The organism is Actinacidiphila epipremni, from assembly GCF_012034175.1.
Classification (GTDB): Bacteria; Actinomycetota; Actinomycetes; order Streptomycetales; family Streptomycetaceae; genus Actinacidiphila; species Actinacidiphila epipremni.
Window position 1 is genome coordinate 119,460 of record NZ_JAATEJ010000013.1, and the last position, 21,346, is coordinate 140,805.

A 21,346-nucleotide genomic window follows, 5' to 3' on the forward strand; every position below is an offset into this window, starting at 1 on the left:
CGGGCGTACACGTGGACGCCGGGAGTCGTACGCGTCGGGGCATGCGGGTGGGCGCCGCATGTCGTACGCGGCCCGGCGTACGGGTGGAGGCCCGGGGTCGTACGTCGTCCGGTCATACCGCCTCCCCCAGGCGGAGCACCGCGCCCAGGCCGCGGCGGCGGCCCGCCCACGTCTCCAGGGCGACGGCGGCGGCGACCAGGGCGGCCAGGCCCGCGCCGAGGGCGGCGGTGAGGGCGTAGTCGGTGTGCAGGGCCGGCGCGGCGGGCCCGCCGGTGAATTCGCGCAGGGTCAGGGCCGGCCCGAGGATGCCGGGCAGCAGCAGGCCGAGCGTGACGCCGCCGGCGACCGCGGCGAGCGCCACGGGCAGCAGCTCCAGCACGTTCAGCGCCGCGATGCCGCGGGTCGGCAGCCCGAGGGTGCGCAGCCGCGAGGCGGTGCGCCCGCGGTCCCGGGCGCTCAGCAGCAGGTCCAGCAGCAGCGCCAGCAGGGCGAGCAGCACGGCGAGCCCGGTGCCGGCGGCGTACGTGCGGCGCACCCCGCGCAGCAGCCCGTCGTGCGAGGCGAGCGCCAGCTCCGCCGCCTTGACCCGGACCTGGCCGGTGGGCCCGGTGAGGCGCGGGGCCGTCGCGCGCAGCTCGTCGGCGTCCAAGTGCGGCCCGTACAGCAGCACGGCCGCGTCGGAGAACTCGCTCGCCTTGAGCATCGCCAGCGCGCCGGCGTCCACCAGCAGCAGCGGGCTGCCCGTGGCGACCGCCGTGCTGCCGGTGCCGCTCTCGCCGCGCCCGGCGTCGTGCTGGTAGACGCTCAGCAGCGGCCCGAGCGCCGGGTCGCGGCGGGCGGCGTCCGGCAGCCGCCCGACGACCCGGATTGAGACCGTGCCGTGCCGCAGCGTCGTGGTGTACGTCCCGCCGGTGCGGCCGTCGGCGAAGTCGCCGGTGGCCAGCGCCGGCAGGACGTAGCGCCCGCCGGCGGGCTGCGGCGCGGGCCGGCCGGCGAGGTGGGCCGCGGCCAGGGCGCGGGCGGCGGCGGAGTCCGGTGCGGCGGCGCCCACCGCGGCGGCGTCGAGGCCGGCGATGCGGGTGGCGTCGAAGCGGGCGCCGTCCGCGGCGCTGGTGAGCTGGACGACGAGGCTGCGGACGGCGGTGGCCCGCGTCACGCCCTGCACGCCGGCGAGCGCCGGGTCGGCCCGGCCGTCCCGCCCGGCGCCGATCACGGCCGCGTCGGCGCCCGCGCTCCACACCGCGGCGGTGGCGCCGCCGTCCGCGACGGTACGGGAGACCAGGCCGCCGAAGACCGCCGTGGACAGCGTCATGACCAGCACCAGCAGCGCCAGCGCGTGCCCGGGCGCCTCACGGGCGGCGCGGGAGAACGCGATGAGCGGCACCGTGCCCGGCCGGCCGCGGGCGGCGTGGGAGAGCAGCCGCAGCGGCAGCGGGTAGAGCCGCACCAGCAGCACCACCGCGGCGGCCCCGAGCAGTGCGGGCACCACCGCGAGCTGCACGTCGAGACCGCCGGCCCCGGCGCCATGCGCCCGCAGGACCAGCACGCCGACGGCGGCGAGCAGCAGCACCGCGCCCTCGGCGACGAGCCGGCGGGCGGCGGGCGGCCGGGCGGCACGGCCGCGCCGGTCGCGGGCGGCGGCCAGGGTGAGGGCCGGCAGCGCCAGCCAGGCCGCGGCGGCGACCAGGAGTCCCGGCAGCAGGCTGCCGGTGCCGCCGGGGGTGACCAGGGCGGCGGCGCCGAGTCCGAGGGCGGCGCCGAGCAGCGCGGCGGGCGCGGTCTGGAGCAGCCGGCCGAGCGCGAGGTCGGTCGCGGAGGCGCCGCGGGCGCGTTGCAGGGCCTGCGCGGCGGCGCGCCGGTGGACGGCGAGCCGGGCGGTGACGGCGACGGTGGCCAGGCCCACCGCGACGAGCCCGGCGAGCGCGAAGGACTCCAGGGTGCGGGCCTGCTCGCGGGCCCGTGCGAAGGGCGCCAGCACGCCGGGGACGCCGTCGGTGGTGGCGAGCGTGGAGGTGGGGTGGCGGCCGGTACGGCACGGGCCGGCCATGTAGTCCTCGGCGCCGGGGCAGTAGGCGTCGGCGACGGCGGCGCTGTAGGTGTCCACGGCGTCCTGGAGGGTGCGCAGCCCGCCCGGGGTGGCGAACCGGGTGGCCTGGCCGGGGGTCATCCGCAGCGAGGTGCGCCAGACGACGGTGACGGCGTCGCCGGTGCCGCGGCTGAGCTGCTGGAGCGCGTCGATCGAGGCGGCGTCGATCACCGCCTGGGCGCGCCACAGGCCGCCGGTGCGGGCGGGGTGGGCGAGCAGCGTCTCCTCGTGCCACAGCGGGGCGGTCGCGCCGGCCGGCGGGGTGAAGAAGCCGCTGACGACGGCGTCGGTGTCGTCGGAGCCGATGTCGCGCGAGAGGTGGAGGCGCTGGCCGAGGGTGAGGTGGAGGGCGTCGCGGGCGGCGGTGGAGAAGGCGACGGGGACGGACGAGGTCGCGGTCGCCGGGCCCGGCGGGGCGCCCTGGGCGTAACTGCCGGCGGCCGGCGCGTCGTCGGCGTAGAGCAGCCCGACCTGGAGCCGGCCGGCCGCGCTGGTGGCGCGCAGCGCCGGGACCTCGATCCGGGTGGAGTCGTGGGCCAGCATGCCCCGCAGCGGCGGCTTGGCGGCCTTGAGCAGGACGTCGCCGGTCGCGGCGAGGTCGCGGCCCAGGGTGGAGCGGGACGGGTCGGGGGCCGGGACGGCGTCGTCGCGCAGCAGGTCGAGGCTGTGGGTGATCCCGGTACCGTCCTGCCGTGCGACGGCGAGCCGGCTCCGCAGCGCGTCCCCCGCCCACCGGTCGAGCAGCCCCGGCCCCGCGGCGGTGACCAGCGCGAGCAGCCCGACGACCGCCGCCAAGCACCCCAGCAGCGCCGCCTCGACCCGCGCCTCCCGCCGCACCACGACATCCCGCACCCCGACCCCAACCCGCAAGCGCCCCCCACGCACCCGAGTCACCACCGCCCCTCCACCCTCCGGTTGACCCCCCGCACTCCGCCCACCCCGAACCGCGTACGCCGTACTCGCCGCACCCCGCCTGCCCCGAGCGGCGTAAGCCCACCGACCACCGGCACCACACGACCACCCCGCCGCACCCCGCCCACCCCGGCCCACATACACCGGCCCCGCCCCACCCCGCCGGCCCCGAGCCGCGTAACCCCGCCGGCCACCGGCACCGCAAGACCGCCCCGACGCCCCGCCGGCGCCCGGCCCGTGCGGGCGGCACGGCCCGGTGCGCCTCGGCGTACAACCCCGCCCCGCAGCGCCGCCGGCACTGGCGCCGGCCCCGTACGCAAGCGCGCCCGCGCAGCGGCTCTCATCCCTCGTCCCCCGCCCGCAGGACGCGCACCAGGTCGACGCGGGCAAAGGCGCGGGACAGGGCGGTGACGACGGCGACGATGAGGAGGGCCGTGCCGAGGGCCACCGCGGCGACCTTCGGCCAGGGCACCGTCACCGCCAGGGGCGGCACGATCGGCGCGCCCGTGCCGTCCACGCTGACCAGCGGGGTGACGACGACGGCCAGGGCGGCGCCCAGCGCGCTGCCGACCAGCACGGCCAGCAGTGCCAGGCCCAGTTGCTCGGTCCACAGCAGCGCGGCCAGCTGCCGCCGGCGGACGCCGATCGCGCGCAGCAGCGCGAACTCGCCGCGCCGGGACCGCGCGGACATCGCGGTGTGCAGGGTGAAGCCGACCACGGCGAAGGCCGGCGCGAGCGCGAGGGCGAGCACCAGGGCCGCGTGGGTGCCGCGTTGCAGCGGGTCCTCGCGGATCCGCCGGGCGGCCTGCGGCACGGTGGTGCCGGTGCCGGCGGCGGGGTCGGCGCGCAGGGCGGTGGCCGCGGCGGTGGCGTCGCCGTGCCGGGCCGACAGCAGCCAGAAGGCGTCCGGCGGCGGGTCCGCGCCGGTCGCGACCATCGCGGCGGCCAGCGCCCGCGAGTCGACGAGCAGCCGGCCCTGCGTGTGGTCAAAGCCGGGGACGGCGCCGATCCGGCCGATCACCCGCACCTTGAGGTCGACGCCGGGCCCGCCGCTGAGCGCCACGACCGCGCCGGTGCCGAACTCACCGGTGGCCCGGAGCGTGTCGTCGGCGAGCGCGGGTACGGGCGGCGGTCCGGTGGGGACGGGTCCGAGGGCCATGTCCCATGTCGGGGGCAGCGCGTCGGGGTCGGGGCCGCGGAAGGTGCCGGCGAAGAGCATGCCGGGCTCGGCGGCGTTGTCGCACAGGTGCGGCCCGGTCACGGCCTCCCGGGCGACGTTGCCGGGGTTGCAGCCGGCGGCGTTGTGGACGGGGTTGGACAGGTCCCGCCACAGCCCGCCGTGCGGCGCCGCGTCGGAGCCGAGCCGCAGGTGGTACGTGCGGCGGGCGTGCGGGAAGCGGATGCTGACGCCCAGTCCGATGATCCGCAGCGGGTAGTGCCGCCCGGCGGCGGTGTGCTCGGTGAAGCCCAGCGGCACCTGCACGGTGTACGGCGTGCCGTCGGTGACGGGCAGCGTGACGGGGATGTGGTCGGCGAGCCCGTCGGCATCCTCGACCGTGAGGGTGAGCAGGACCGGCACGTACGGCCCCGGTCCGCCCGCCGACAGCCGTACCGTCAGCGGCAGCCGGGTGGGCCGGCCGGGTACGGTCCAGCCGTGGTCGGGGACGGCGGCGCCGAGCCGGGCCAGCAGGCCGGCGGCGGGCTCGTCGGTGAGGTCGGGGCGGATGCCGGGGACGGGCCCGGCGCCGGTGGAGCGCCGGGCGGCGAGGATCGCCGCGGTGTCGATGCCCTCCGCGGACAGCCCCTGCTCGCCGCGGCTGAGCGCGAGGTCGGTGACGGGCGTGACGGCGGTCGCGCCGGGCAGCGCCGCGTAGACGTCGTGCCGCTGGCCGGCCGGCGGGGCGGCGCCGACGGTCTGCACCGGCGGCGCGATCCGCAGGTCGCCGCCGACGGCGAAGGCTGCCTGGTCGGTGGCGCCGCGGTCGAGGATGGCCAGCGCGGTCACGCCGAGGGCGCCGACGGCCAGCGCGAGGGTCATCAGCAGCGCGGGGCCGGTGTGCCGGGCGGCCCTGCGGCCGATCTGCCAGCCGCCGAGCGGCAGCACGAAGCCCGCGGCGCGCCGGGCGGCGCGGTCCAGCAGCGGTGCGGTCAGCGGCAGCAGCCGCAGCGAGAGCAGGGTCGCGGCGGCGGTCATCGCGACCGGGGTGAGGATGAGCACCGGGTCGACGGAGCTGCCGGACACGCCGCCGGCCACCGGGCTGCGGTAGTGCCGCAGTTCGAGCCAGCAGGCGACGGCGACCGCGGCGAGCACGAGGTCGGTGCCGGCCCGCTGGAAGGCGGCGGCCCGGGCGCCGCGCAGCCGCAGCCGCATCCCGGCGTGCCGGTCGGCTGCGGCGCGCGCGGTGGGGACGAGCACCGCGGCGCCGTGCACGGCCAGGGCCAGCAGCGCGGCGGTCCAGCCGGCGGGTGTGGCGCCGGAGGCGGGCAGGTCGCCGCCGAGCAGCCCGGCGCGGTGCAGGCCGGTCAGCAGCGGCCCGGCGAGGAAGGGCGCGGCCACGGCGGCGGGCACCGCGATCAGCGCCCACCCGGCGGCGGTCGCGCCGACCAGCCGGGCGGCGCCGGCGCCGCGGGCGCCCATGAGGGCGATCTCGGCGGCCCTGGCCCGGGCGAGCTGCCGGGCGGTGAGGACCAGCGCGGCGGTGGCGAGGGCGGCGAGCAGCGCGGCGGGGATGTCCATTCCGGCCCGGGCGACGGCCATCGGCGCCGAGAGCGCGCCGAGGACGTCGGGCAGCCGTGAGGTGCTGTAGACGTCCGTCATGGCGGGCGGGCGGCCCTGGAAGACCGACAGGGAGGTGTCGCTGCCGGCGAAGCGGGCGGCGCGGTCGCGCAGCGGGCCGATGCGGTCGAGCGTGAGCCGTGCGGTGTCGGGGACGGCGATCCAGGCGGCGACGGCGTCGGCGGTCAGCGCGGGCTGCGCGGTGAAGGCGCCGGGCGCGACGAGGGCGAGGGAGTCGCCGGTGCCGAAGGAGCTGCTCATCCCGGCGAGCACTCCGGGGTCGCCGGGTGCGGGCAGGTAGCTGCCGGTGAGCCGCATCGCGACCCGGTGCGGGCCGACCTGGAGCCCGAAGGTCGCGCCGACGGTGAGCCCGAGCCGGGCGGCGGCGCCCTGGCTGAGGGCGACCTGGACCGGGCCGCCGCCGCCCGCCGCGGCCCGGGGCCAGGCGCCGGCGGTGAGCCGGGCGTGGGCGGCGGGGTCGGGCAGGGCGAGCACGACGCTGGAGGCGCCGCTGACCGAGCCGTCGGCGCGGACGACGGAGTATTCGGAGGACAGCGACGCGGGGGCGCGCAGCGCGGTGTAGGTGCGGTGCGGGACGTCGCCGAAGAGGCGGTCGAGGGCGGCGCGTACGGCCTTGTCGCCGCCGGGCAGGTCCTGTGCGCGGTAGTGGCCCATGACGTCGACGCCGATGTCGGTGTCCGCGGCGAGCCGCTGGCGTACGGCGCTTTCCACCGCGTGGTCGGCGAGCGCGGCGAGGGCGGACAGCACGGTGGCCGAGAGGAGGATCGCGAGGGCGGCGGCGACGAGCACGGCCAGGTGGTGGGTGCCGCCGCGGACGGCGGGCGGTGTCGCGGGCCCGGCCTCGCGCTGCCGCCGCGCCCCCGCGTCCGTCGCCATGCGCCGCCCCGCCCCCCGTGCCCCGCCCCTGCCGGGTGCCGCGGTGCAGCCGCCCGGCGGCAGACGCTAGCTGCGCACTCCGCGGCTGTGCAAGACTTTCGGCGGGCAGAAAACTATTTGCCGTCGCCTGTAAGCCACTTGCCGTTTTCTTGCAGGACGCCGCCTCGGGCTGCGGCGGACTTACCGGCTCCGCGCGAGGCCGGACGCGGACCGGACCCGTACCCCCCTCGTGCAAGGGGTGACGGGTCCGGTCCGCGTCGGCAGGTGGAGCGGGGGCGCCTCGCGGCGTCAGTGCAGCTCGGTGATCTCCGGGCCGCGGCGCATCGGGTCCAGCCCGTCGCCGAACTTGGACTGCTGCTCGGGTGTGGCGCCGTCCGGCACCATCTGGGCGTCGTTGGGCAGCTTGAGCACGATCGGGTCGCGCGGCGCCATCGGGGCCTCGCCGCGCACCACGACGGTGTCGCGGAAGACCGACTCCAGCACACCGGCGGCGGCCGGCTGCACCGCGCCCTGCCCGGAGATCACCCCGCGCAGGAACCAGCGCGGCCCGTCGGAGCCGACGAAGCGCACCAGCTGCACCCCGTTGGTGCCGTCGGGCAGCTGCACCGGCACCTGGGCGCGCAGCTCCCAGCCCAGCGGGCCCTCGACCTCGTCGACGACCCCGCCCTGCTGGGTGATCCCGGAGGCGATCTCCTCGCGCACCTCGCCCCAGATCCCCTCGGACTTGGGCGCGGCGAAGGCCTGCAGCTGCACGGCGCTGTCGCGCAGCACCACGGTCGCGGCGACGATCGCCTCGCCGGCGACCTCCACCCGCAGCTCCATGCCCTCCACCCCGGGCACGAACAGCCCGCCGAGATCGACCCGGCCCTCGCCGGGCTCCCGCACCTCGGACACGTCCCACGGGCCGTCGGGCCGCGGCGCCGGCGGAAGGTTGTAGCGGCGGGAGTCGGCGGATTCCTCCGACTCGTCGCCGGCGTCCTCGGCCGGCTCTTCTTCGGACTCGACGGCCTCGTCGAGCTCGTCGAGGGCGTCTTCGCGCTCCTTGCGACGACGGAACACGGTCACTGTCCTTCCCGGTCGGTCCCGACCGATGTGTATCCGTTGCTGGACGTGCTGGATGTCCCAGGGGTGCCGGCGAGAGGTTTCTGCCCCGCGGCATGACCCCCCGTGGAGCCGAAGCCCCCCGCGGCCCTGGCAGAACCGGGAAGCTCCGCCACCTCGTGGAAGCGGACCCGCTCGACCTGCTGCACGACCAGTTGGGCGATCCGGTCGCCCTTGGCGAACCGCACGGCTTCGCGCGGGTCGAGATTGACGACGATCACCTTGATCTCTCCACGGTACCCGGCATCGACCGTTCCCGGGGCATTCACCATGGCCACTCCGCAGCGGGCGGCCAGGCCCGAACGCGGGTGCACGAAGGCGGCGTAGCCGTCGGGCAGGGCGAGCGAGATCCCGGTGGGCAGCACGGCCCGCTCACCGGGCGCGAGCTCGGCGGCCTCGGTCGTGACCAGGTCCAGCCCGGCGTCACCGGGGTGCGCGTACGAGGGGACGGGTACGGACGGGTCCAGCCGCCGCAGCAGCACGTCCACCGGCGGTCGGCTCACGGGTTCACCTCGAAGGCGCGGGCGACCTTGACCTGGTCGGGGTCGGCCATCGCGGCCCGGATCTCCTCGGGGCGGCCGTTGTCGGTGAAGTGGTCCAGCTTGACCTCGACGAACAGCGCGTCGGCGCGTACCGCGAGCGGGCCGTCGGGGCCGCCGATCCGGCCCTCGGCGCTGCTGTAGATCTTGCGGCCGGCGACCGCGGTGCAGCGCGCCGACAGGTGCAGGGTCGCGCCGACCGGCACCGGGCGCACGAAGTCCGACTCCAGGCGGCCGGTGACGGCGATGACCCGCAGCAGCCAGCTCAGCGCGCCGAGCGTCTCGTCCAGCGCGGAGACCAGCACCCCGCCGTGCGCCAGGCCCGGCGCGCCCTGGTGGGCCGGCTGCACGGTGAACTCGGCGGTGACACTGACCCCTTCGCCGGCCCTGGCGGCCAGGTGCAGCCCGTGCGGCTGGGCGTCGCCGCAGCCGAAGCACTGGTCGTAGTGCGCGCCCAGCAGCTCGCCGGGCGCGGGGGCGTCGGGGTGGCGTACCGGCGCTACGGCGTCGGCGGGCGGCGTCAGGCCGGGCCTCGGCGTACCGGCGGGTGTCGTGGCTGCACTCACGCCCGAGACCCTACCCTCCTGGGCCCTGAATGCGGGCGGCGCGGGGCGCCCACAGCCGCGCATGGCAGTCTGGTGGCATGCAGCCTTACGACGAGCGCCTGACCGTCCCGCGTTCCTGGTGGCTCCTCGCCCTGGCCGTGGGCGTGGCGCTGGCGCTGATCCTGCTCCCGTTCGGCCCGCTGCCGCTGCTCGGGGGGCTGGTGGGCGGGGCGGCGCTGTCGATGATGGCGGTCAGCTCCTACGGCTCGGCCCGGATCCGGGTGGTGGCCGGCTCGCTGGTCGCGGGCTCGGCGCGGATCCCGGTGACGGCGCTGGGCGAGGCGACGGTCCTGGGCCGCGAGGAGGCGATGGCGTGGCGGACGTACAAGGCCGACCCGCGGGCCTTCATGCTGCTGCGCTCGTACGTGCCGACCGCGCTGCGGGTGCAGATCACCGACCCGCAGGACCCGACGCCGTACGTCTACCTCTCCACGCGCTCCCCGCAGCGGCTGGCGGCGGCCCTGGAGGCGGCCAGGGGCGGGGCGGAGCAGGCCGGGGCACGGCGAACGGCACCGGAAGCGGCGCAGGAACCCGCGCAGGCACCGGCGGCCGACGCGCGCTGAGGGCCCGAGGGCGCGCAGAACAGGGCGCCGAAGGGGTATGGCGCCGGATGCGGGGAGCCGGAAGGGCCCGGCGGGTCAGCAGCCGGGATACGGTCCCGGGCCGGCCTCGGAGGCCGGCAGCTCCGGCCAGGGGAACTGGGCCGCGCGCAGGTCGCGGCGGACCCGCTCGGCGAGCCTGCGGGTGTCGCGGCGGTTGACCACCGCGCCGACGGCCGCGCCGATCATGAACGGCGTCAGGGTCGGGGCGTTGCGCAGGGTGCGGCGCAGCAGCTGCTGGCGCATGCCGCGTTTCATGCTGCTGCCCAGGGCGACGTTGACCGTGGACAGTTTCAGCACGTCGATACCGCGCTGCTCGGTCCAGGACCACAGATAGGCGGTGGCCCGCTCGCGGGCACTGCCGGGGACGCGTAGTCCGTAGACCTCGTGCAGCTCGGCGATGAGCTTGTACTCGATGACCGCGACGCCCAGCGTCTCGGTCGCGAGCTCGGCCGGCATGGTCGGCGGGCTGGGCAGCATCGCGGCGGCGCCGACCCCGGCGCCGACCGTCATGGTGCCCTTGACCGCGGCGGCGATCAGCCGGTCGGCGATCTCCTCGGGGCCCAGGCCCGGGAACTGCCTGCGCAGCGCGGCCAGGTCCCGCACGGGGATGCGGGGTGCCACGTCGATCAGCCGCTCGGCGACCGACCCGATCCCTGCCCGGCCGGCTTTCACGGCGCCGCCGCTCACGCGGACGCCGCCGCGCACACCGCTCACGCCGTGCCTGACGCCCCGGCCCAGACCGCGCGCGGTCATGGCCGCGAGCGAGGCCGCACGGCCCCGCTCGGCGCCCTCACGGCCTCCCGGCGTGCCCGACATCCGGATCAGGCCGCGCAGTCGCGGCAGATCGGGTTGCCGTTCTTCTCGGAGGCCAGCTGGCTCCGGTGGTGGACCAGGAAGCAGCTCATGCAGGTGAACTCGTCCGCCTGGCGGGGCAGCACGCGGACCGACAGCTCCTCGTTGGACAGGTCGGCCCCGGGCAGCTCCAGGGACTCGGCCTGGTCGAACTCGTCGACGTCGACCGCGGAGGTCGACTTCTCGTTCCGCCGGGCCTTCAGCTCTTCGATGCTGTCCTCGTTGACGTCATCGTCGGTCTTGCGTGGCGTGTCGTAATCAGTAGCCATTTCGCTCTCCCCCTGTGGGTGTCTGCGGTGTCTCCAGCGCTCGTAACGCGCGGGAGGCCGGACTTGTGCCCGACCTGAAGCGGAGATTTTGCCTCACATCAAGGCCTGTTACTCAATCGACACCCAGCCTCACCCCCGAAGGGGTGATCACGGCCGTGGCCGATCATGGTCTGCGGTGGCTGGGAATGCTTCCGCCCCATCCGCCAGTACGTGTACTTCCCGTGATCATGACCTGCGGAAACATGGATTTTCCGGTCTTTTCCCCATGCTCTTGATCACCGAGTGTAGGCGACGTGGGAATCCTGTGTGCGATCGATCACAACCCTCCCGGGGGTGCCGCAGATGCGCAAAATTACTCGCAAAGCGAACACGTCCCGGGCGGGCCGCCACCCTGCGTGATCATGGACGTGACGCTCTTCACACGATCCGGGCGGGTACGGACCGGGATCCGCCGCTCAGACCGGGATCGCGACCCGCATGACCAGCCCGCCGCCCTCGCGCGGCTCCGCGGTGATCACGCCGCCGTGCGCCCGCGCCACCGAGCGCGCGATGGACAGCCCCAGGCCCACGCCCTTGTCGCTCCCGGTCCGCTCGGTCCGCAGCCGCCGGAAGGGCTCGAAGAGGTTGTCGATCTCGTACGCCGGGACGATCGGCCCGGTGTTGGACACCACGAGGACCGCATGCCCGTGCCGCACCTCGGTACTCACGTCGACCCAGCCGTCCTCGGCGACGTTGTAGCGCACCGCGTTCTGCACCAGGTTCAGCGCGATGCGCTCCAGCAGCACCCCGTTGCCCTGCACGACCGCGGGCGACAGGGCCGCGCGCAGCTGCACGCCCTTGCCCTGCGCCTCGCCGCGGGTCTGGTCCAGCGCCTGGGAGGCGGCCTCGGCCAGGTCCACCGGCTTGCGGTCGATGATCTCGTTGTCGCTGCGGGCCAGCAGCAGCAGGCCCTCCACGAGCTGCTCGCTGCGCTCGTTGGTGGCCAGCAGCGTCTTGCCGAGCTGCTGCAGGTCCGGCGAGGCGTCCGGATCGGAGAGCTGGACCTCCAGCAGCGTGCGGTTGATCGCCAGCGGGGTGCGCAGCTCGTGCGAGGCGTTGGCGACGAAGCGGCGCTGCGCGTCGAAGGAGCGCTCCAGCCGGTCCAGCATCTCGTCGAAGGTGTCGGCCAGCTCCTTCAGCTCGTCGTCCGGGCCCTCCAGCTCGATCCGGCGCTTGAGGTCGGAGCTGACGACGCTGCGGGCGGTGCGGGTGATCCGGCCGAGCGGGGCCAGCACCCGGCCGGCCATCATGTAGCCGAAGGCGAAGGCGACGACCGCCAGGCCGATCAGCGCCAGCAGCGAGCGCTTGAACATGGTGTTGAGCGCCACGTCCCGCTGGTGCTGCATGCACACGTTGATCTGCGCGGTGAACTCCTCCGAATTGGCGTTGGAGGGCAGCGAGGGACAGTTGACCTGCTGGAACGTACCCGTGATGATCTTGAAGGGCAGTTCGCTGCCCTGCTTGGCGGCCTGCGCGGCGAGCAGGTAGATCACCCACAGCAGCAGCACGCCCGCGATCAGGAACATGCCGCCGTACAGCACGGTCAGGCGTATGCGGATCGTCGGCCGCAGCCATGGCGGCCGGCTGTCGGCCGGCGCCGGGTCCCACGGGGGGCGCGGCGGGACGTGCGGGGCAGGCGAGGGCGAGGAGGCGGGGGAAGCGGTGGCCACGTGCATCAGATCCGGTAACCGGAGCCGGGCACGGTGACGATCACCGGCGGCTCCCCGAGCTTGCGGCGCAGCGTCATCACGGTGACGCGCACGACGTTCGTGAAGGGGTCGGTGTTCTCGTCCCACGCCTTCTCCAGCAGCTGCTCGGCCGAGACCACCGAGCCCTCGCTGCGCATCAGCACCTCCAGGACCGCGAACTCCTTGGGCGCCAGGTGCACCTCCACGCCGTCCCTGGAGACCTCGCGGCGGTTGGGGTCCAGCCGGATGCCGGAGCGCTCCAGGACCGGCGGCAGGGCCGCGGTGGTGCGCCGGCCCAGCGCCCGGACGCGGGCGGTCAGCTCGGTGAAGGCGAAGGGCTTGGGCAGGTAGTCGTCCGCGCCCAGCTCCAGGCCCTCGACGCGCTCGCTGACGTCGCCGGCGGCGGTGAGCATCAGCACCCGGGTCGGCAGGCCGAGCTCGACGATCTGCCGGCACACGTCGTCACCGTGCACCACCGGCAGGTCGCGGTCGAGGACGACCACGTCGTAGTCGTTGACCCCGATCCGCTCCAGGGCGGCGCCGCCGTCGTAGACGACGTCGACGGCCATCGCCTCCCGGCGGAGGCCGGTGGCAACCGCGTCGGCGAGCAGTTGCTCGTCCTCGACGACCAGTACGCGCAAGGCGCTGTCCTTCCGTGAGCTGTGGGAATGCTCCCCCATCCTGCACCTGCGACCGGTAAATCGGCGGTAAGTGCCGGACGGGTGGAATTTCCATGGTGTCGGGGAGGTTTCCGCCGCGGGCACGGTGGGGAGGACGACTGCACACCCACCCACCACGCCTGCCGCGTGTCGTCGCGCGCGGCAATTGGCTTGACGCATCCCATCGCGTCAACCGAGAGACGAGGGGGCGCCATGGACGCGTTCACCACCGGAATCCTGCAGCGCATACACACCACGGAGTCGGATCTGCGCAGGGCGCGCGAGACCGGCGACGAGTTCCTTGTCGAAGTCGAGCAAGGTGAGCTGGACGATCTGCGCAGGCTCGCAGCGGAGCACGGCGTGGACGTACGGCCCAAGGTCGCCTGACCGACCCCCGAGCCGCACGCCCCGGCCCCTGGGAGGGAGCCGGGGCGTTCGCATGCCCGGGGCCGGGCCCGGGCGGGGCCAGGGAAGGCGGGCGCGGGCCCGACGGGCTGGGGCGCGGGCCCGGGCGGGGGCGTCAGTCGTGCCAGGCGCCCAGCTCGTCCAGCAGCGTCTGCAGCGGCTCGAACAGCCCGCTCGGCGCCGCCACCGTCAGCTCGCCCGAGGCCCGCTCGCCGGGCCGGCCGCCGGTGCGGGCGCCGGCCTCCCGGGCGAAGAGGTCGCCCGCGGCCAGGTCCCACGGGTTCAGGCCGCGCTCGTAGTAGGCGTCCAGCCGCCCGCAGCCGACGTCGGCCAGGTCGATCGCCGCCGACCCGGCCCGCCGGATGTCCCGCACCCGCGGCAGCAGCCGGGCCGCCACCTGGGCCTGGGCGGCGCGCCGCTCGGTGAGGTAGCCGAAGCCGGTGGCGACCAGCGCCTGCGCCATGTCCGGCGCGGGCCGGCAGCGGGCCCGCACCCCGCCCACGTAGGCGCCGCCGCCGAGCACGGCCTGGTAGGTCTCGCCGCGCATCGGCGCCTCGACGACGCCGACGACGACCTCGCCGTCCTTCTCCGCGGCGATGCTGACCGACCACGACGGCAGCCCGTAGAGGTAGTTCACCGTGCCGTCCAGCGGGTCCACGATCCACCGCACCCCGCTGGTGCCCGCGGTGCTGGCGCCCTCCTCGCCGAGGACCCCGTCGTGCGGGCGGGCCCGCTCGATGCAGGTGGTGATCAGCTTCTCGGCGGCGATGTCCATCTCGGTCACCACGTCGATCGGGCTGGACTTGGTCGCGGCGACCCCCAGGTCGGCGGGCCGGCCGTCGCGCAGCAGGGCGCCGGCCCGGCGGGCGGCGTCCAGCGCGATCTCCAGCAGCTCCGCGTACGGGCCGGCGTCCGGCGCTCCGGTGCTCACGGCGTTCTCCTCGGTCCCCATGGGTTCCCCCTCAGTCCCTGCCCGCGGCGGCGGGCAGCGGTGTCCTGGCCGGGCAGCAGCCCGCCGGGCACACGTCGTGGCTCGGGCCGAGCGCGCCCAGCGCGCAGCGCTCCGGTGCCCTGCCCTGTTCGGTGGCGGCCCGCTCCAGGACCAGCTCGCGTACGGCGGCGGCGAAGCGCGGGTCGGCCCCGACGGTGGCGGCGCGGGCGACCGGCAGGCCCAGCTCGGCGGCCTTGGCGGCGGCCTCGGTGTCCAGGTCGTACTTCACCTCCATGTGGTCGGAGACGAAGCCGATGGGCACCATCACGACCGCGGGCGCCCCGTCGGCGGCCTGCTGCTCCAGGTGGTCGCAGATGTCGGGCTCCAGCCACGGGACGGAGGGGGCGCCGCTGCGCGACTGGTAGACCAGCTCCCAGGGCCGCTCGACGCCGTCCGCGGCGCGTACCGCCTCGGCGACCACCCGGGCGGTGTCCAGGTGCTGGGCGACGTAGGCGCCGCCGTCGCCGTGGCCCGCCACCGGGCCCGAGGTGTCGGCGGCGGCAGTCGGGATGGAGTGGGTGCAGAAGGCCAGCCGCGCGCCGTCCCTGACCTCGGGCGGCAGCGCGGCGAGCGCGGCGAGCGTCGAGTCGACCATGGGCCCGACGAAACCGGGGTGGTTGAAGTAGTGCCGCAGCTTGTCGACCCGCGGGGCGGCCCGGCCCTCCTCGCCGAGCACGGCGAGCGCGGCGGCCAGGTTCTCGCGGTACTGCCGGCAGCCGGAGTACGAGGCGTAGGCGCTGGTGGCCAGCACCAGGACGCGGCGGTGGCCGGCGTCGGAGATCTCCCGCAGGGTGTCGGTCAGGTAGGGCGCCCAGTTGCGGTTGCCCCAGTAGACGGGCAGGTCGAGGCCGTGCTCGGCGAAGTCCTTGCGCAGCACGTCGAGCAGCTCGCGGTTCTGCGCGTTGATCGGGCTGACGCCGCCGAACAGGAAGTAGTGCCGGCCGACCTCCTTCAGGCGCTCGCGGGGGATGCCGCGACCGCGTGTGACGTTCTCCAGGAACGGCACGACGTCGTCGGGGCCCTCGGGGCCGCCGAAGGACAGCAGCAGCAGGGCGTCGTACGGCGCCGGGCCGCCGGTCGGCGCGCCGTTCCCGGGCGCGGGGGTGTCGGGCGTGGGTGACTGCACTGGCATGGTCTTGATCCTGCCACCCGGTGGGGCACGGCGGGAAAACCGGTTGCCGGGCTCCGTAAGCTGTGGAGACCAGCCGTAGTCCTTACCGGGAGCACCACCGTGAGCAGCCCCTACCGTGCGATCTTCGCCGCCCCGGGCAGCCGGGCGTTCTCCGCGGCGGGGCTGGTGGGGCGGATGCCGCTGTCCATGCTGGGCATCGGCATCGTGACGATGATCTCGCAGATCACCGGGCAGTACGGGCTCGCCGGCGCGCTGTCGGCGACCATGGCCCTGTCCACGGCGGTGCTCGGCCCGTACATCTCGCGGCTGGTGGACCGGCACGGGCAGGCGCGGGTGCTGCGGCCGGCGGGGGCCGTCGCCGTGCTGTCGGTGGCCGTGCTGCTGCTGGGGGTGCGGGCCGGGGCGCCGCATTGGCTGTACTTCGTGTGCGCGGCCGGGGTCGGCACGACGCCGAGCGTGGGCGCGATGGTGCGGGCCCGCTGGTCGGCGATCCACCGCGGAGCGCCGGAACTTCTGCACACCGCTTATTCGTTCGAGTCAGTGGTGGACGAGATCGTCTTCATCGTCGGCCCGATCCTCTCCATCGGGCTGTGCACGGTCTGGTTCGCCGAGGCGGGGCCGCTGCTGGCCGCCGTCTTCCTGGGTACCGGCGTGCTGCTGCTGGCCGCGCAGCGCGGCACCGAGCCGCAGCCGCATCCGCGCGCCCACCACGCGGGCGGTTCGGCGCTGCGGGCACCGGGCATGCCGGTGCTCGTCGTCGTGTTCGCCGGCACGGGCGCGATGTTCGGCGCGGTCGAGGTGAACACCCTGGCCTTCGCCGACGAGCGCGGCCACAAGGCGCTGGCGAGCCTGGTGCTGGCGACGTACGCGCTCGGCTCGTGCCTGGCGGGCGTGGTCTTCGGGCTGCTGCGGCCCGGGGGCAGCGCCCGCGGCCGGTTCCTGCTGGGCGTCACCTTGATGGCGGTGAGTATGATCCCGCCACTACTGGTCGGGAACCTGGCGCTCCTGGCCGTGGCGCTGTTCTGCTCGGGCCTGGCCGTCGCGCCCACCATGGCGACGTCGATGAGCCTGGTGGAGCGGCTGGTACCGCGGGCGCGGCTGACCGAGGGCATCGCGTGGACCTCCACGGGCCTGGCGGTCGGGGTGTCCCTGGGGGCCGCGCTCGCCGGGCGGGTGACCGACCGGAGCGGCGCCTCGGCGGCGTTCGCGGTATCGGCCGGCGCGGCGTTCCTCGCCGCGGCGGCGGCAGGTCTCGGGTACCGCCGGCTGCGGCCGGCGCCGGAGCGGGAGGACGTGCACGGTGGGTACGACGACGACGGCAGGCAGGACGGGCCCGCGCCCGGCGCGCTCGAAGGACGCGGGGACCTGGCGTAACTGGGCCGGGAACGTCGCCGCGCGCCCGGCGCGGATCGCGACGCCCGCCTCCGCGGAGGAACTGGCCGCGGTGCTGCGCAAGGCCGCCGCGGACGGCCTGACGGCCAAGGCGGTGGGCTCCGGGCACTCCTTCACCTCGGCCGCCGCCACCGGCGGGGTGCTGATCCGCCCCGAGGGCCTGACCGCGATCCGCGCCATCGACCGCGCGGCCGGCACGGTCACCGCCGAGGCGGGGGTGCAGCTCAAGCAGCTCAACGCGGCGCTGGCCGCCGAGCGCCTGTCGCTGACCAACATGGGCGACATCATGGACCAGACGGTCGCCGGCGCCGTCAGCACCGGCACGCACGGCACCGGCCGCGACTCGGGCGCGATCGCCGCGCAGATCACCGCGCTGGAACTGGTGACGGCCGACGGCTCGGTCCTCACCTGCTCGGCGCAGCAGCACCCGGAGGTCTTCGCCGCCGCCCGGGTCGGGCTGGGCGCGCTCGGCGTCATCAGCGCGGTCACCTTCGCGGTGGAGCCGGTCTTCCTGCTGACCGCCCGGGAGGAGCCGATGTCCTTCGACCGGGTGATGTCGGACTTCGCCGCGCTGACGGCGGAGAACGAGCACTTCGAGTTCTACTGGTTCCCCCACACTGACAACTGCAACACCAAGCGGAACAACCGCAGTCAGGGGCCCGCGGCGCCGCTTCCCGCGGTCCGCGGCTGGATCGACGACGAACTCCTCTCCAACGGGGTCTTCCAGGCCGCCTGCGCGGTCGGCAGGGCCGCTCCCAAGGCCATTCCCGGCATCGCCCGGATATCCAGCCGCGCGCTGTCGGCCCGTACGTACACCGACATCCCGTACAAGGTCTTCACCAGCCCGCGCCGGGTGCGCTTCGTGGAGATGGAGTACGCGGTGCCGCGGGAGGCCGCGGTGGACGCGGTGCGGGCGGTCAAGGCGATGGTGGAGCGGTCCGACCTGCGGATCAGCTTCCCGGTGGAGGTTCGGGTCGCGCCGGCCGACGACATCACGCTGTCGACGGCGTCGGGGCGGGACAGCGCGTACATCGCGGTGCATATGTACCGGGGCAGCCGGTATCAGGAGTACTTCACCGCGGTGGAGAAAATCATGACGGAACGGGACGGACGCCCGCACTGGGGGAAGATGCACACCCGTGACGCGGAGTATTTCCGCGCCGTTTATCCGCGCTTCGCCGAATTCACCGAGCTGCGCGATCGGTTGGACCCCGGGCGGCTGTTCGCGAACGACTACCTCAGGCGGGTGCTGGGTTCGTAGGATTTCGCCCTATTTGCCCCGGGCGGTTCACTCCCAGGAGTGAGCCGCGTCACCCAACTCCCCTCCGGCGCACCACAACTGGCGGCGTTGCAGCCGCCCTGCGGTGGCCCAAATGGAGTACCGTGACGAGTCCGTGCTCCCGGTCGCCCGTCCGGTCGCCCGGACGAAGGGGAGGTTGGCTGCGTCGGCGACTCGTCCCGCTCTGCGCCGAGCGGTCACCCTGGGTGGCCAATCGATCACCGTCCCATAACGGCGTGTCACCATGTTGTGCCGACACGCCGGGCAACTCTGCAAGGTTGTGGCACGCTGCACCCGGGCAGGCCACACTCGTCCAACGGGAGCAGCGACGCATCGGACGTCGGCAGGCACCACCCGGGAGGTAATCGTGCCCGAACTGCGCGTCGTGGCCGTCAGCAACGACGGCACACGACTGGTGCTCAAGGCTGCCGACAGCACGGAATACACACTCCCGATCGACGAGCGGCTGCGCGCCGCCGTGCGCAACGACCGCGCGCGGCTCGGCCAGATCGAGATCGAGGTCGAGAGCCATCTGCGGCCCCGGGACATCCAGGCGCGGATACGCGCGGGTGCCTCCGCCGAGGAGGTCGCGCAGATGGCCGGCATCCCGGTGGAGCGGGTACGCCGCTTCGAGGGCCCCGTGCTGGCCGAGCGCGCCTTCATGGCCGAGCGGGCCAGGAAGACCCCCGTACGGCGGCAGGGCGAGAGCACCGGGCCGCAGCTCGGGGAGGCGGTGGCCGAGCGGCTGCTGATGCGCGGCGCGGAGAAGGAGACCGTGCTGTGGGACTCCTGGCGGCGCGACGACGGTACGTGGGAGGTGCTGCTGGTCTACCGGGTCGCCGGTGAGCCGCACTCGGCGAGCTGGACGTACGACCCGCCGCGGCGGCTCGTGCAGGCCGTCGACGACGAGGCCAGGTCGCTCATCGGCGAGACCACGCAGGCGCAGGCGCAGGAGCCGAGCTTCCCGTTCGTGCCGCGGATCGCGCGGCTGCCGCGCGAGCGCACGATGGACCGGGCGCTGGACCGGCCCTCGGACCGGACCGAGCGGCCGGAGCGCCCGGAGCGGCCCGAGCGGCAGGACCGCGAGTCCGGCCGTACGGCGGCGTCCGCGCGGGCCGACGAGCGGGCCGGTACGGAGCCGGAGGAGCGCGACTCGCTGACCAGCCTGCTGGAGGCGGTGCCGAGCTTCCGCGGCGACATGGTCGTGCCCGCCCCGCCCACCACCCCGCCGGACCAGGCCCCCGCCCAGGAGCCCGCCGCCGAGGCCGAGGAGCCCGCCGCCCCGGCCGCCTCCGCGGGCTCCGCCTACGCGGACGTCCTCATGCCCCGCGCGGTCGCGGGCCACCGCGACCGCCTCATCGGCACGACCGACCGCCAGGCCGAGGCGGACGGCGTCCGCCCCGGCCGCCGCGCGACCGTTCCCAGCTGGGACGAGATCGTCTTCGGCAGCCGCCGCAAGAAGCAGGAGTAGCCCCCTGCCTTGAGGGCTCCCGCCCACGCCCCGACCTCGCGGCTGCGCCGCGGGGTGCCTTTTCGGGTGCGCGGGGACTGCGTGACCAGCCAGACGCGACCCGCAGGTCGCCACCGCCCCAAAGGAACAGTCCGGTCTGATCCGGACCACCGGCCGGTGGACGGCTGAGCGCGCAGTTCCCCGCGCCCCTGGTGTGCCGACGTCCGGCGCCAAGTCGCCCAGCCAACGGGGTCTGCGGCTGCGCCGCCGGGTCTTTTTCAGGGGCGCGAGGAACTGCACGACCAACCACACTCGACCCGCACGTCGCCACCGGCCCGAAGGGGCAGTCCGGTCCGCTCCGGACCACCGGCCGGTGGTGGGTTGCGCGCGCAGTTCCCCGCGCCCCTGATGTGGTGGCGGTCCGTCGCCACGCTGCGGCTGTACCGCACGGGGTCGCGGCTGCGTCGCCGACCAGCAAACCAGGGGCGCGGGGAACTGCGCGACCAACCACACTCAGCCCGCACGTCGCCACCGCCCCAAAGGGGCAGTCCGGTCCGATCCGGACCACCGGCCGGTGGACGGTTGCGCGCGCAGTTCCCCGCGCCCCTGATGTGGTGGCGGTCCGTCGCCACGCTGCGGCTGCACCGCACGGGGTCGCGGCTGCGTCGCCGACCAGCAAACCAGGGGCGCGGGGAACTGCGCGGCCAGCCACACTCCGCCTGCACGTCGTCACCGGCCCGAAGGGGCAGTTCCGTCCGGACCGGGCCACCGGTCGTTCACTGGCCCCCCGGCGCAGCCGGGGTCAGCCGGGGGTGGGGCCCGTGGCGATGGGGAGGGAGTGGGTGGTCCATTCGCTCCAGGAGCCGGGGTAGAGGGCCGCGGGGATGCCGGATTCGGCGAGGGCGAGGATTTGTTGCGCGGCGGAGACGCCGGAGCCGCAGTAGACGGCGACCTCGCGGTCGGGGGTGGCGCCGAGGGCGGTGAAGCGGGCCGCCAGGTCACCCGCCGGGAGGAACGTGCCGTCGGGGGTGAGGTTCTCCGTCGTGGGGGCGCTCACCGCGCCGGGGATGTGGCCCGCGACGGAGTCGATCGGCTCGACCTCGCCCCGGTAGCGCTCCCCCGCCCGCGCGTCGAGCAGCAGCCCCGTACGGGCCACCTCCGCCGCGCCGGCGGCGTCGAGCACCGGCATGCCGCCCGGCCGCGGCGTGAAGTCGCCCTCGCCCGGCGGCGGCTCCTCCGTGCTCAGCGGCAGCCCCGCCGCGCGCCACGCGGCGAGCCCGCCGTCCAGGACGCGCACCCTGCGGTGGCCGGTCCAGCGCAGCAGCCACCAGGCCCGCGCCGGGCCCCATCCGTTCCCGTCGTCGTAGACGACGACGTCCCGCTCCGTGAAAACGCCCGCCGCGCGCATCGCCGCCCCGAACTCCTCCGCGTCCGGCAGCGGATGGCGCCCGCCGGGACCGGGCGGCGCGGCGAGCGTCGCGTCGAGGTCCACGTAACGCGCCCCGGGGATGTGCCCCTTGGCGTATTCGCCGTGCCCGGGCGGCCCGCCCATCCGGTAACGCACGTCGAGCAGCACGGGTTTCACGGGCGCGGCGGCGAGCTCCCGCGCGGTGATGATGAATTCCATGCGCCTATTGTGGAGCCGTGGCCGACGCCTGCGGCGCGGCCGGGC

17 protein-coding genes are annotated in these 21,346 nt (G+C 75.6%); 5 read left to right on the forward strand and 12 right to left on the reverse strand.

What is annotated here, in order from left to right; all coding sequences use genetic code 11:
• Positions 1–112: 112 nt before the first annotated feature.
• From HCN08_RS17720 to HCN08_RS17740, 5 genes are all read right to left on the reverse strand, one after another.
• Positions 113–2,938: an FtsX-like permease family protein gene (locus tag HCN08_RS17720; RefSeq protein WP_167984083.1), complete on the reverse strand. Its 2,826-nt coding sequence runs from the start codon at positions 2,936–2,938 to the stop codon at positions 113–115.
• A gap of 400 nt (positions 2,939–3,338) precedes the next feature.
• Positions 3,339–6,671: an ABC transporter permease gene (locus HCN08_RS17725; RefSeq protein WP_167984084.1), complete on the reverse strand. Its 3,333-nt coding sequence runs from the start codon at positions 6,669–6,671 to the stop codon at positions 3,339–3,341.
• Between the two features lie 288 nt (positions 6,672–6,959).
• Positions 6,960–7,730 (reverse strand): DUF3710 domain-containing protein, encoded by a 771-nt coding sequence (locus HCN08_RS17730; protein WP_167984085.1) that lies wholly within the window; start codon positions 7,728–7,730, stop codon positions 6,960–6,962.
• 2 nt (positions 7,731–7,732) lie between these two features.
• Positions 7,733–8,275, reverse strand: coding sequence for a dUTP diphosphatase (gene dut, locus HCN08_RS17735; RefSeq protein WP_167984086.1), 543 nt, complete (start codon positions 8,273–8,275; stop codon positions 7,733–7,735).
• Positions 8,272–8,877, reverse strand: coding sequence for a PaaI family thioesterase (locus HCN08_RS17740; RefSeq protein ID WP_322974511.1), 606 nt, complete (start codon positions 8,875–8,877; stop codon positions 8,272–8,274). The genes dut and HCN08_RS17740 overlap by 4 nt, the downstream gene beginning before the upstream one ends.
• A gap of 77 nt (positions 8,878–8,954) precedes the next feature.
• On the opposite strand from HCN08_RS17740, the gene HCN08_RS17745 reads away from it, so the two are divergent.
• A complete protein-coding gene (locus HCN08_RS17745) occupies positions 8,955–9,479 on the forward strand; it encodes a DUF3093 domain-containing protein (protein WP_167984088.1) in 525 nt (174 codons plus the stop codon).
• Positions 9,480–9,554: 75 nt separating this feature from the next.
• On the opposite strand, the gene HCN08_RS17750 is transcribed toward HCN08_RS17745, so the two are convergent.
• The 4 genes from HCN08_RS17750 to HCN08_RS17765 all read right to left on the reverse strand — a co-directional run bounded on the left by HCN08_RS17750 (position 9,555) and on the right by HCN08_RS17765 (position 13,007).
• Positions 9,555–10,334 (reverse strand): hypothetical protein, encoded by a 780-nt coding sequence (locus HCN08_RS17750; protein WP_167984089.1) that lies wholly within the window; start codon positions 10,332–10,334, stop codon positions 9,555–9,557.
• 5 nt (positions 10,335–10,339) lie between these two features.
• Positions 10,340–10,639, reverse strand: coding sequence for a DUF4193 domain-containing protein (locus HCN08_RS17755; protein ID WP_033173914.1), 300 nt, complete (start codon positions 10,637–10,639; stop codon positions 10,340–10,342).
• Between the two features lie 455 nt (positions 10,640–11,094).
• Complete coding sequence (locus HCN08_RS17760; RefSeq protein WP_322974512.1) at positions 11,095–12,348, reverse strand: sensor histidine kinase; 1,254 nt, start codon at positions 12,346–12,348, stop codon at positions 11,095–11,097.
• Between the two features lie 5 nt (positions 12,349–12,353).
• On the reverse strand, positions 12,354–13,007 hold the full coding sequence (locus HCN08_RS17765) for a response regulator transcription factor (RefSeq protein WP_167984091.1): 654 nt from the start codon (positions 13,005–13,007) through the stop codon (positions 12,354–12,356).
• A 231-nt stretch (positions 13,008–13,238) separates the two neighbouring features.
• Here HCN08_RS17765 and HCN08_RS17770 point away from each other — a divergent pair, with 231 nt between their 5' ends.
• Positions 13,239–13,412, forward strand: a complete 174-nt coding sequence (locus HCN08_RS17770; protein ID WP_167984092.1) for a hypothetical protein — start codon at positions 13,239–13,241, stop codon at positions 13,410–13,412.
• Between the two features lie 133 nt (positions 13,413–13,545).
• On the opposite strand, the gene HCN08_RS17775 is transcribed toward HCN08_RS17770, so the two are convergent.
• Both HCN08_RS17775 and HCN08_RS17780 read right to left on the reverse strand, forming a co-directional pair.
• Positions 13,546–14,361: an inositol monophosphatase family protein gene (locus HCN08_RS17775; protein WP_322974513.1), complete on the reverse strand. Its 816-nt coding sequence runs from the start codon at positions 14,359–14,361 to the stop codon at positions 13,546–13,548.
• Between the two features lie 31 nt (positions 14,362–14,392).
• Positions 14,393–15,553: a ferrochelatase gene (locus tag HCN08_RS17780; RefSeq protein ID WP_167984094.1), complete on the reverse strand. Its 1,161-nt coding sequence runs from the start codon at positions 15,551–15,553 to the stop codon at positions 14,393–14,395.
• A 99-nt stretch (positions 15,554–15,652) separates the two neighbouring features.
• Here HCN08_RS17780 and HCN08_RS17785 point away from each other — a divergent pair, with 99 nt between their 5' ends.
• The 3 genes from HCN08_RS17785 (at position 15,653) to sepH (ending at position 19,695) form a co-directional block, all read left to right on the forward strand.
• A complete protein-coding gene (locus HCN08_RS17785) occupies positions 15,653–16,927 on the forward strand; it encodes an MFS transporter (protein ID WP_167984095.1) in 1,275 nt (424 codons plus the stop codon).
• The gene (locus HCN08_RS17790; protein ID WP_167984096.1) at positions 16,854–18,206 is read left to right on the forward strand and encodes a D-arabinono-1,4-lactone oxidase; all 1,353 of its coding nucleotides are present in this window, start codon (positions 16,854–16,856) and stop codon (positions 18,204–18,206) included. Before HCN08_RS17785 ends, HCN08_RS17790 begins: the two co-directional genes overlap by 74 nt.
• Positions 18,207–18,591: 385 nt before the next feature.
• Entirely contained in the window at positions 18,592–19,695 is a 1,104-nt protein-coding gene (sepH, locus tag HCN08_RS17795) for a septation protein SepH (protein WP_167984097.1), read from the forward strand.
• Between the two features lie 781 nt (positions 19,696–20,476).
• Here the strand turns inward: sepH and HCN08_RS17800 are convergent.
• Positions 20,477–21,301 (reverse strand): sulfurtransferase, encoded by an 825-nt coding sequence (locus HCN08_RS17800; RefSeq protein WP_167984098.1) that lies wholly within the window; start codon positions 21,299–21,301, stop codon positions 20,477–20,479.
• Positions 21,302–21,346 lie beyond the last annotated feature (45 nt).

What these genes read in the sequence shown, in the direction of transcription:
- HCN08_RS17800 (WP_167984098.1), bottom strand. Translation starts at nt 21,301, where the DNA reads ATGGAATTCATCATCACCGCGCGGGAGCTCGCCGCCGCGCCCGTGAAA.
- HCN08_RS17770 (WP_167984092.1), top strand. Translation starts at nt 13,239, where the DNA reads ATGGACGCGTTCACCACCGGAATCCTGCAGCGCATACACACCACGGAG.
- HCN08_RS17725 (WP_167984084.1), bottom strand. Translation starts at nt 6,671, where the DNA reads ATGGCGACGGACGCGGGGGCGCGGCGGCAGCGCGAGGCCGGGCCCGCG.
- HCN08_RS17750 (WP_167984089.1), bottom strand. Translation starts at nt 10,334, where the DNA reads ATGTCGGGCACGCCGGGAGGCCGTGAGGGCGCCGAGCGGGGCCGTGCG.
- HCN08_RS17745 (WP_167984088.1), top strand. Translation starts at nt 8,955, where the DNA reads ATGCAGCCTTACGACGAGCGCCTGACCGTCCCGCGTTCCTGGTGGCTC.
- HCN08_RS17755 (WP_033173914.1), bottom strand. Translation starts at nt 10,639, where the DNA reads ATGGCTACTGATTACGACACGCCACGCAAGACCGACGATGACGTCAAC.
- HCN08_RS17780 (WP_167984094.1), bottom strand. Translation starts at nt 15,553, where the DNA reads ATGCCAGTGCAGTCACCCACGCCCGACACCCCCGCGCCCGGGAACGGC.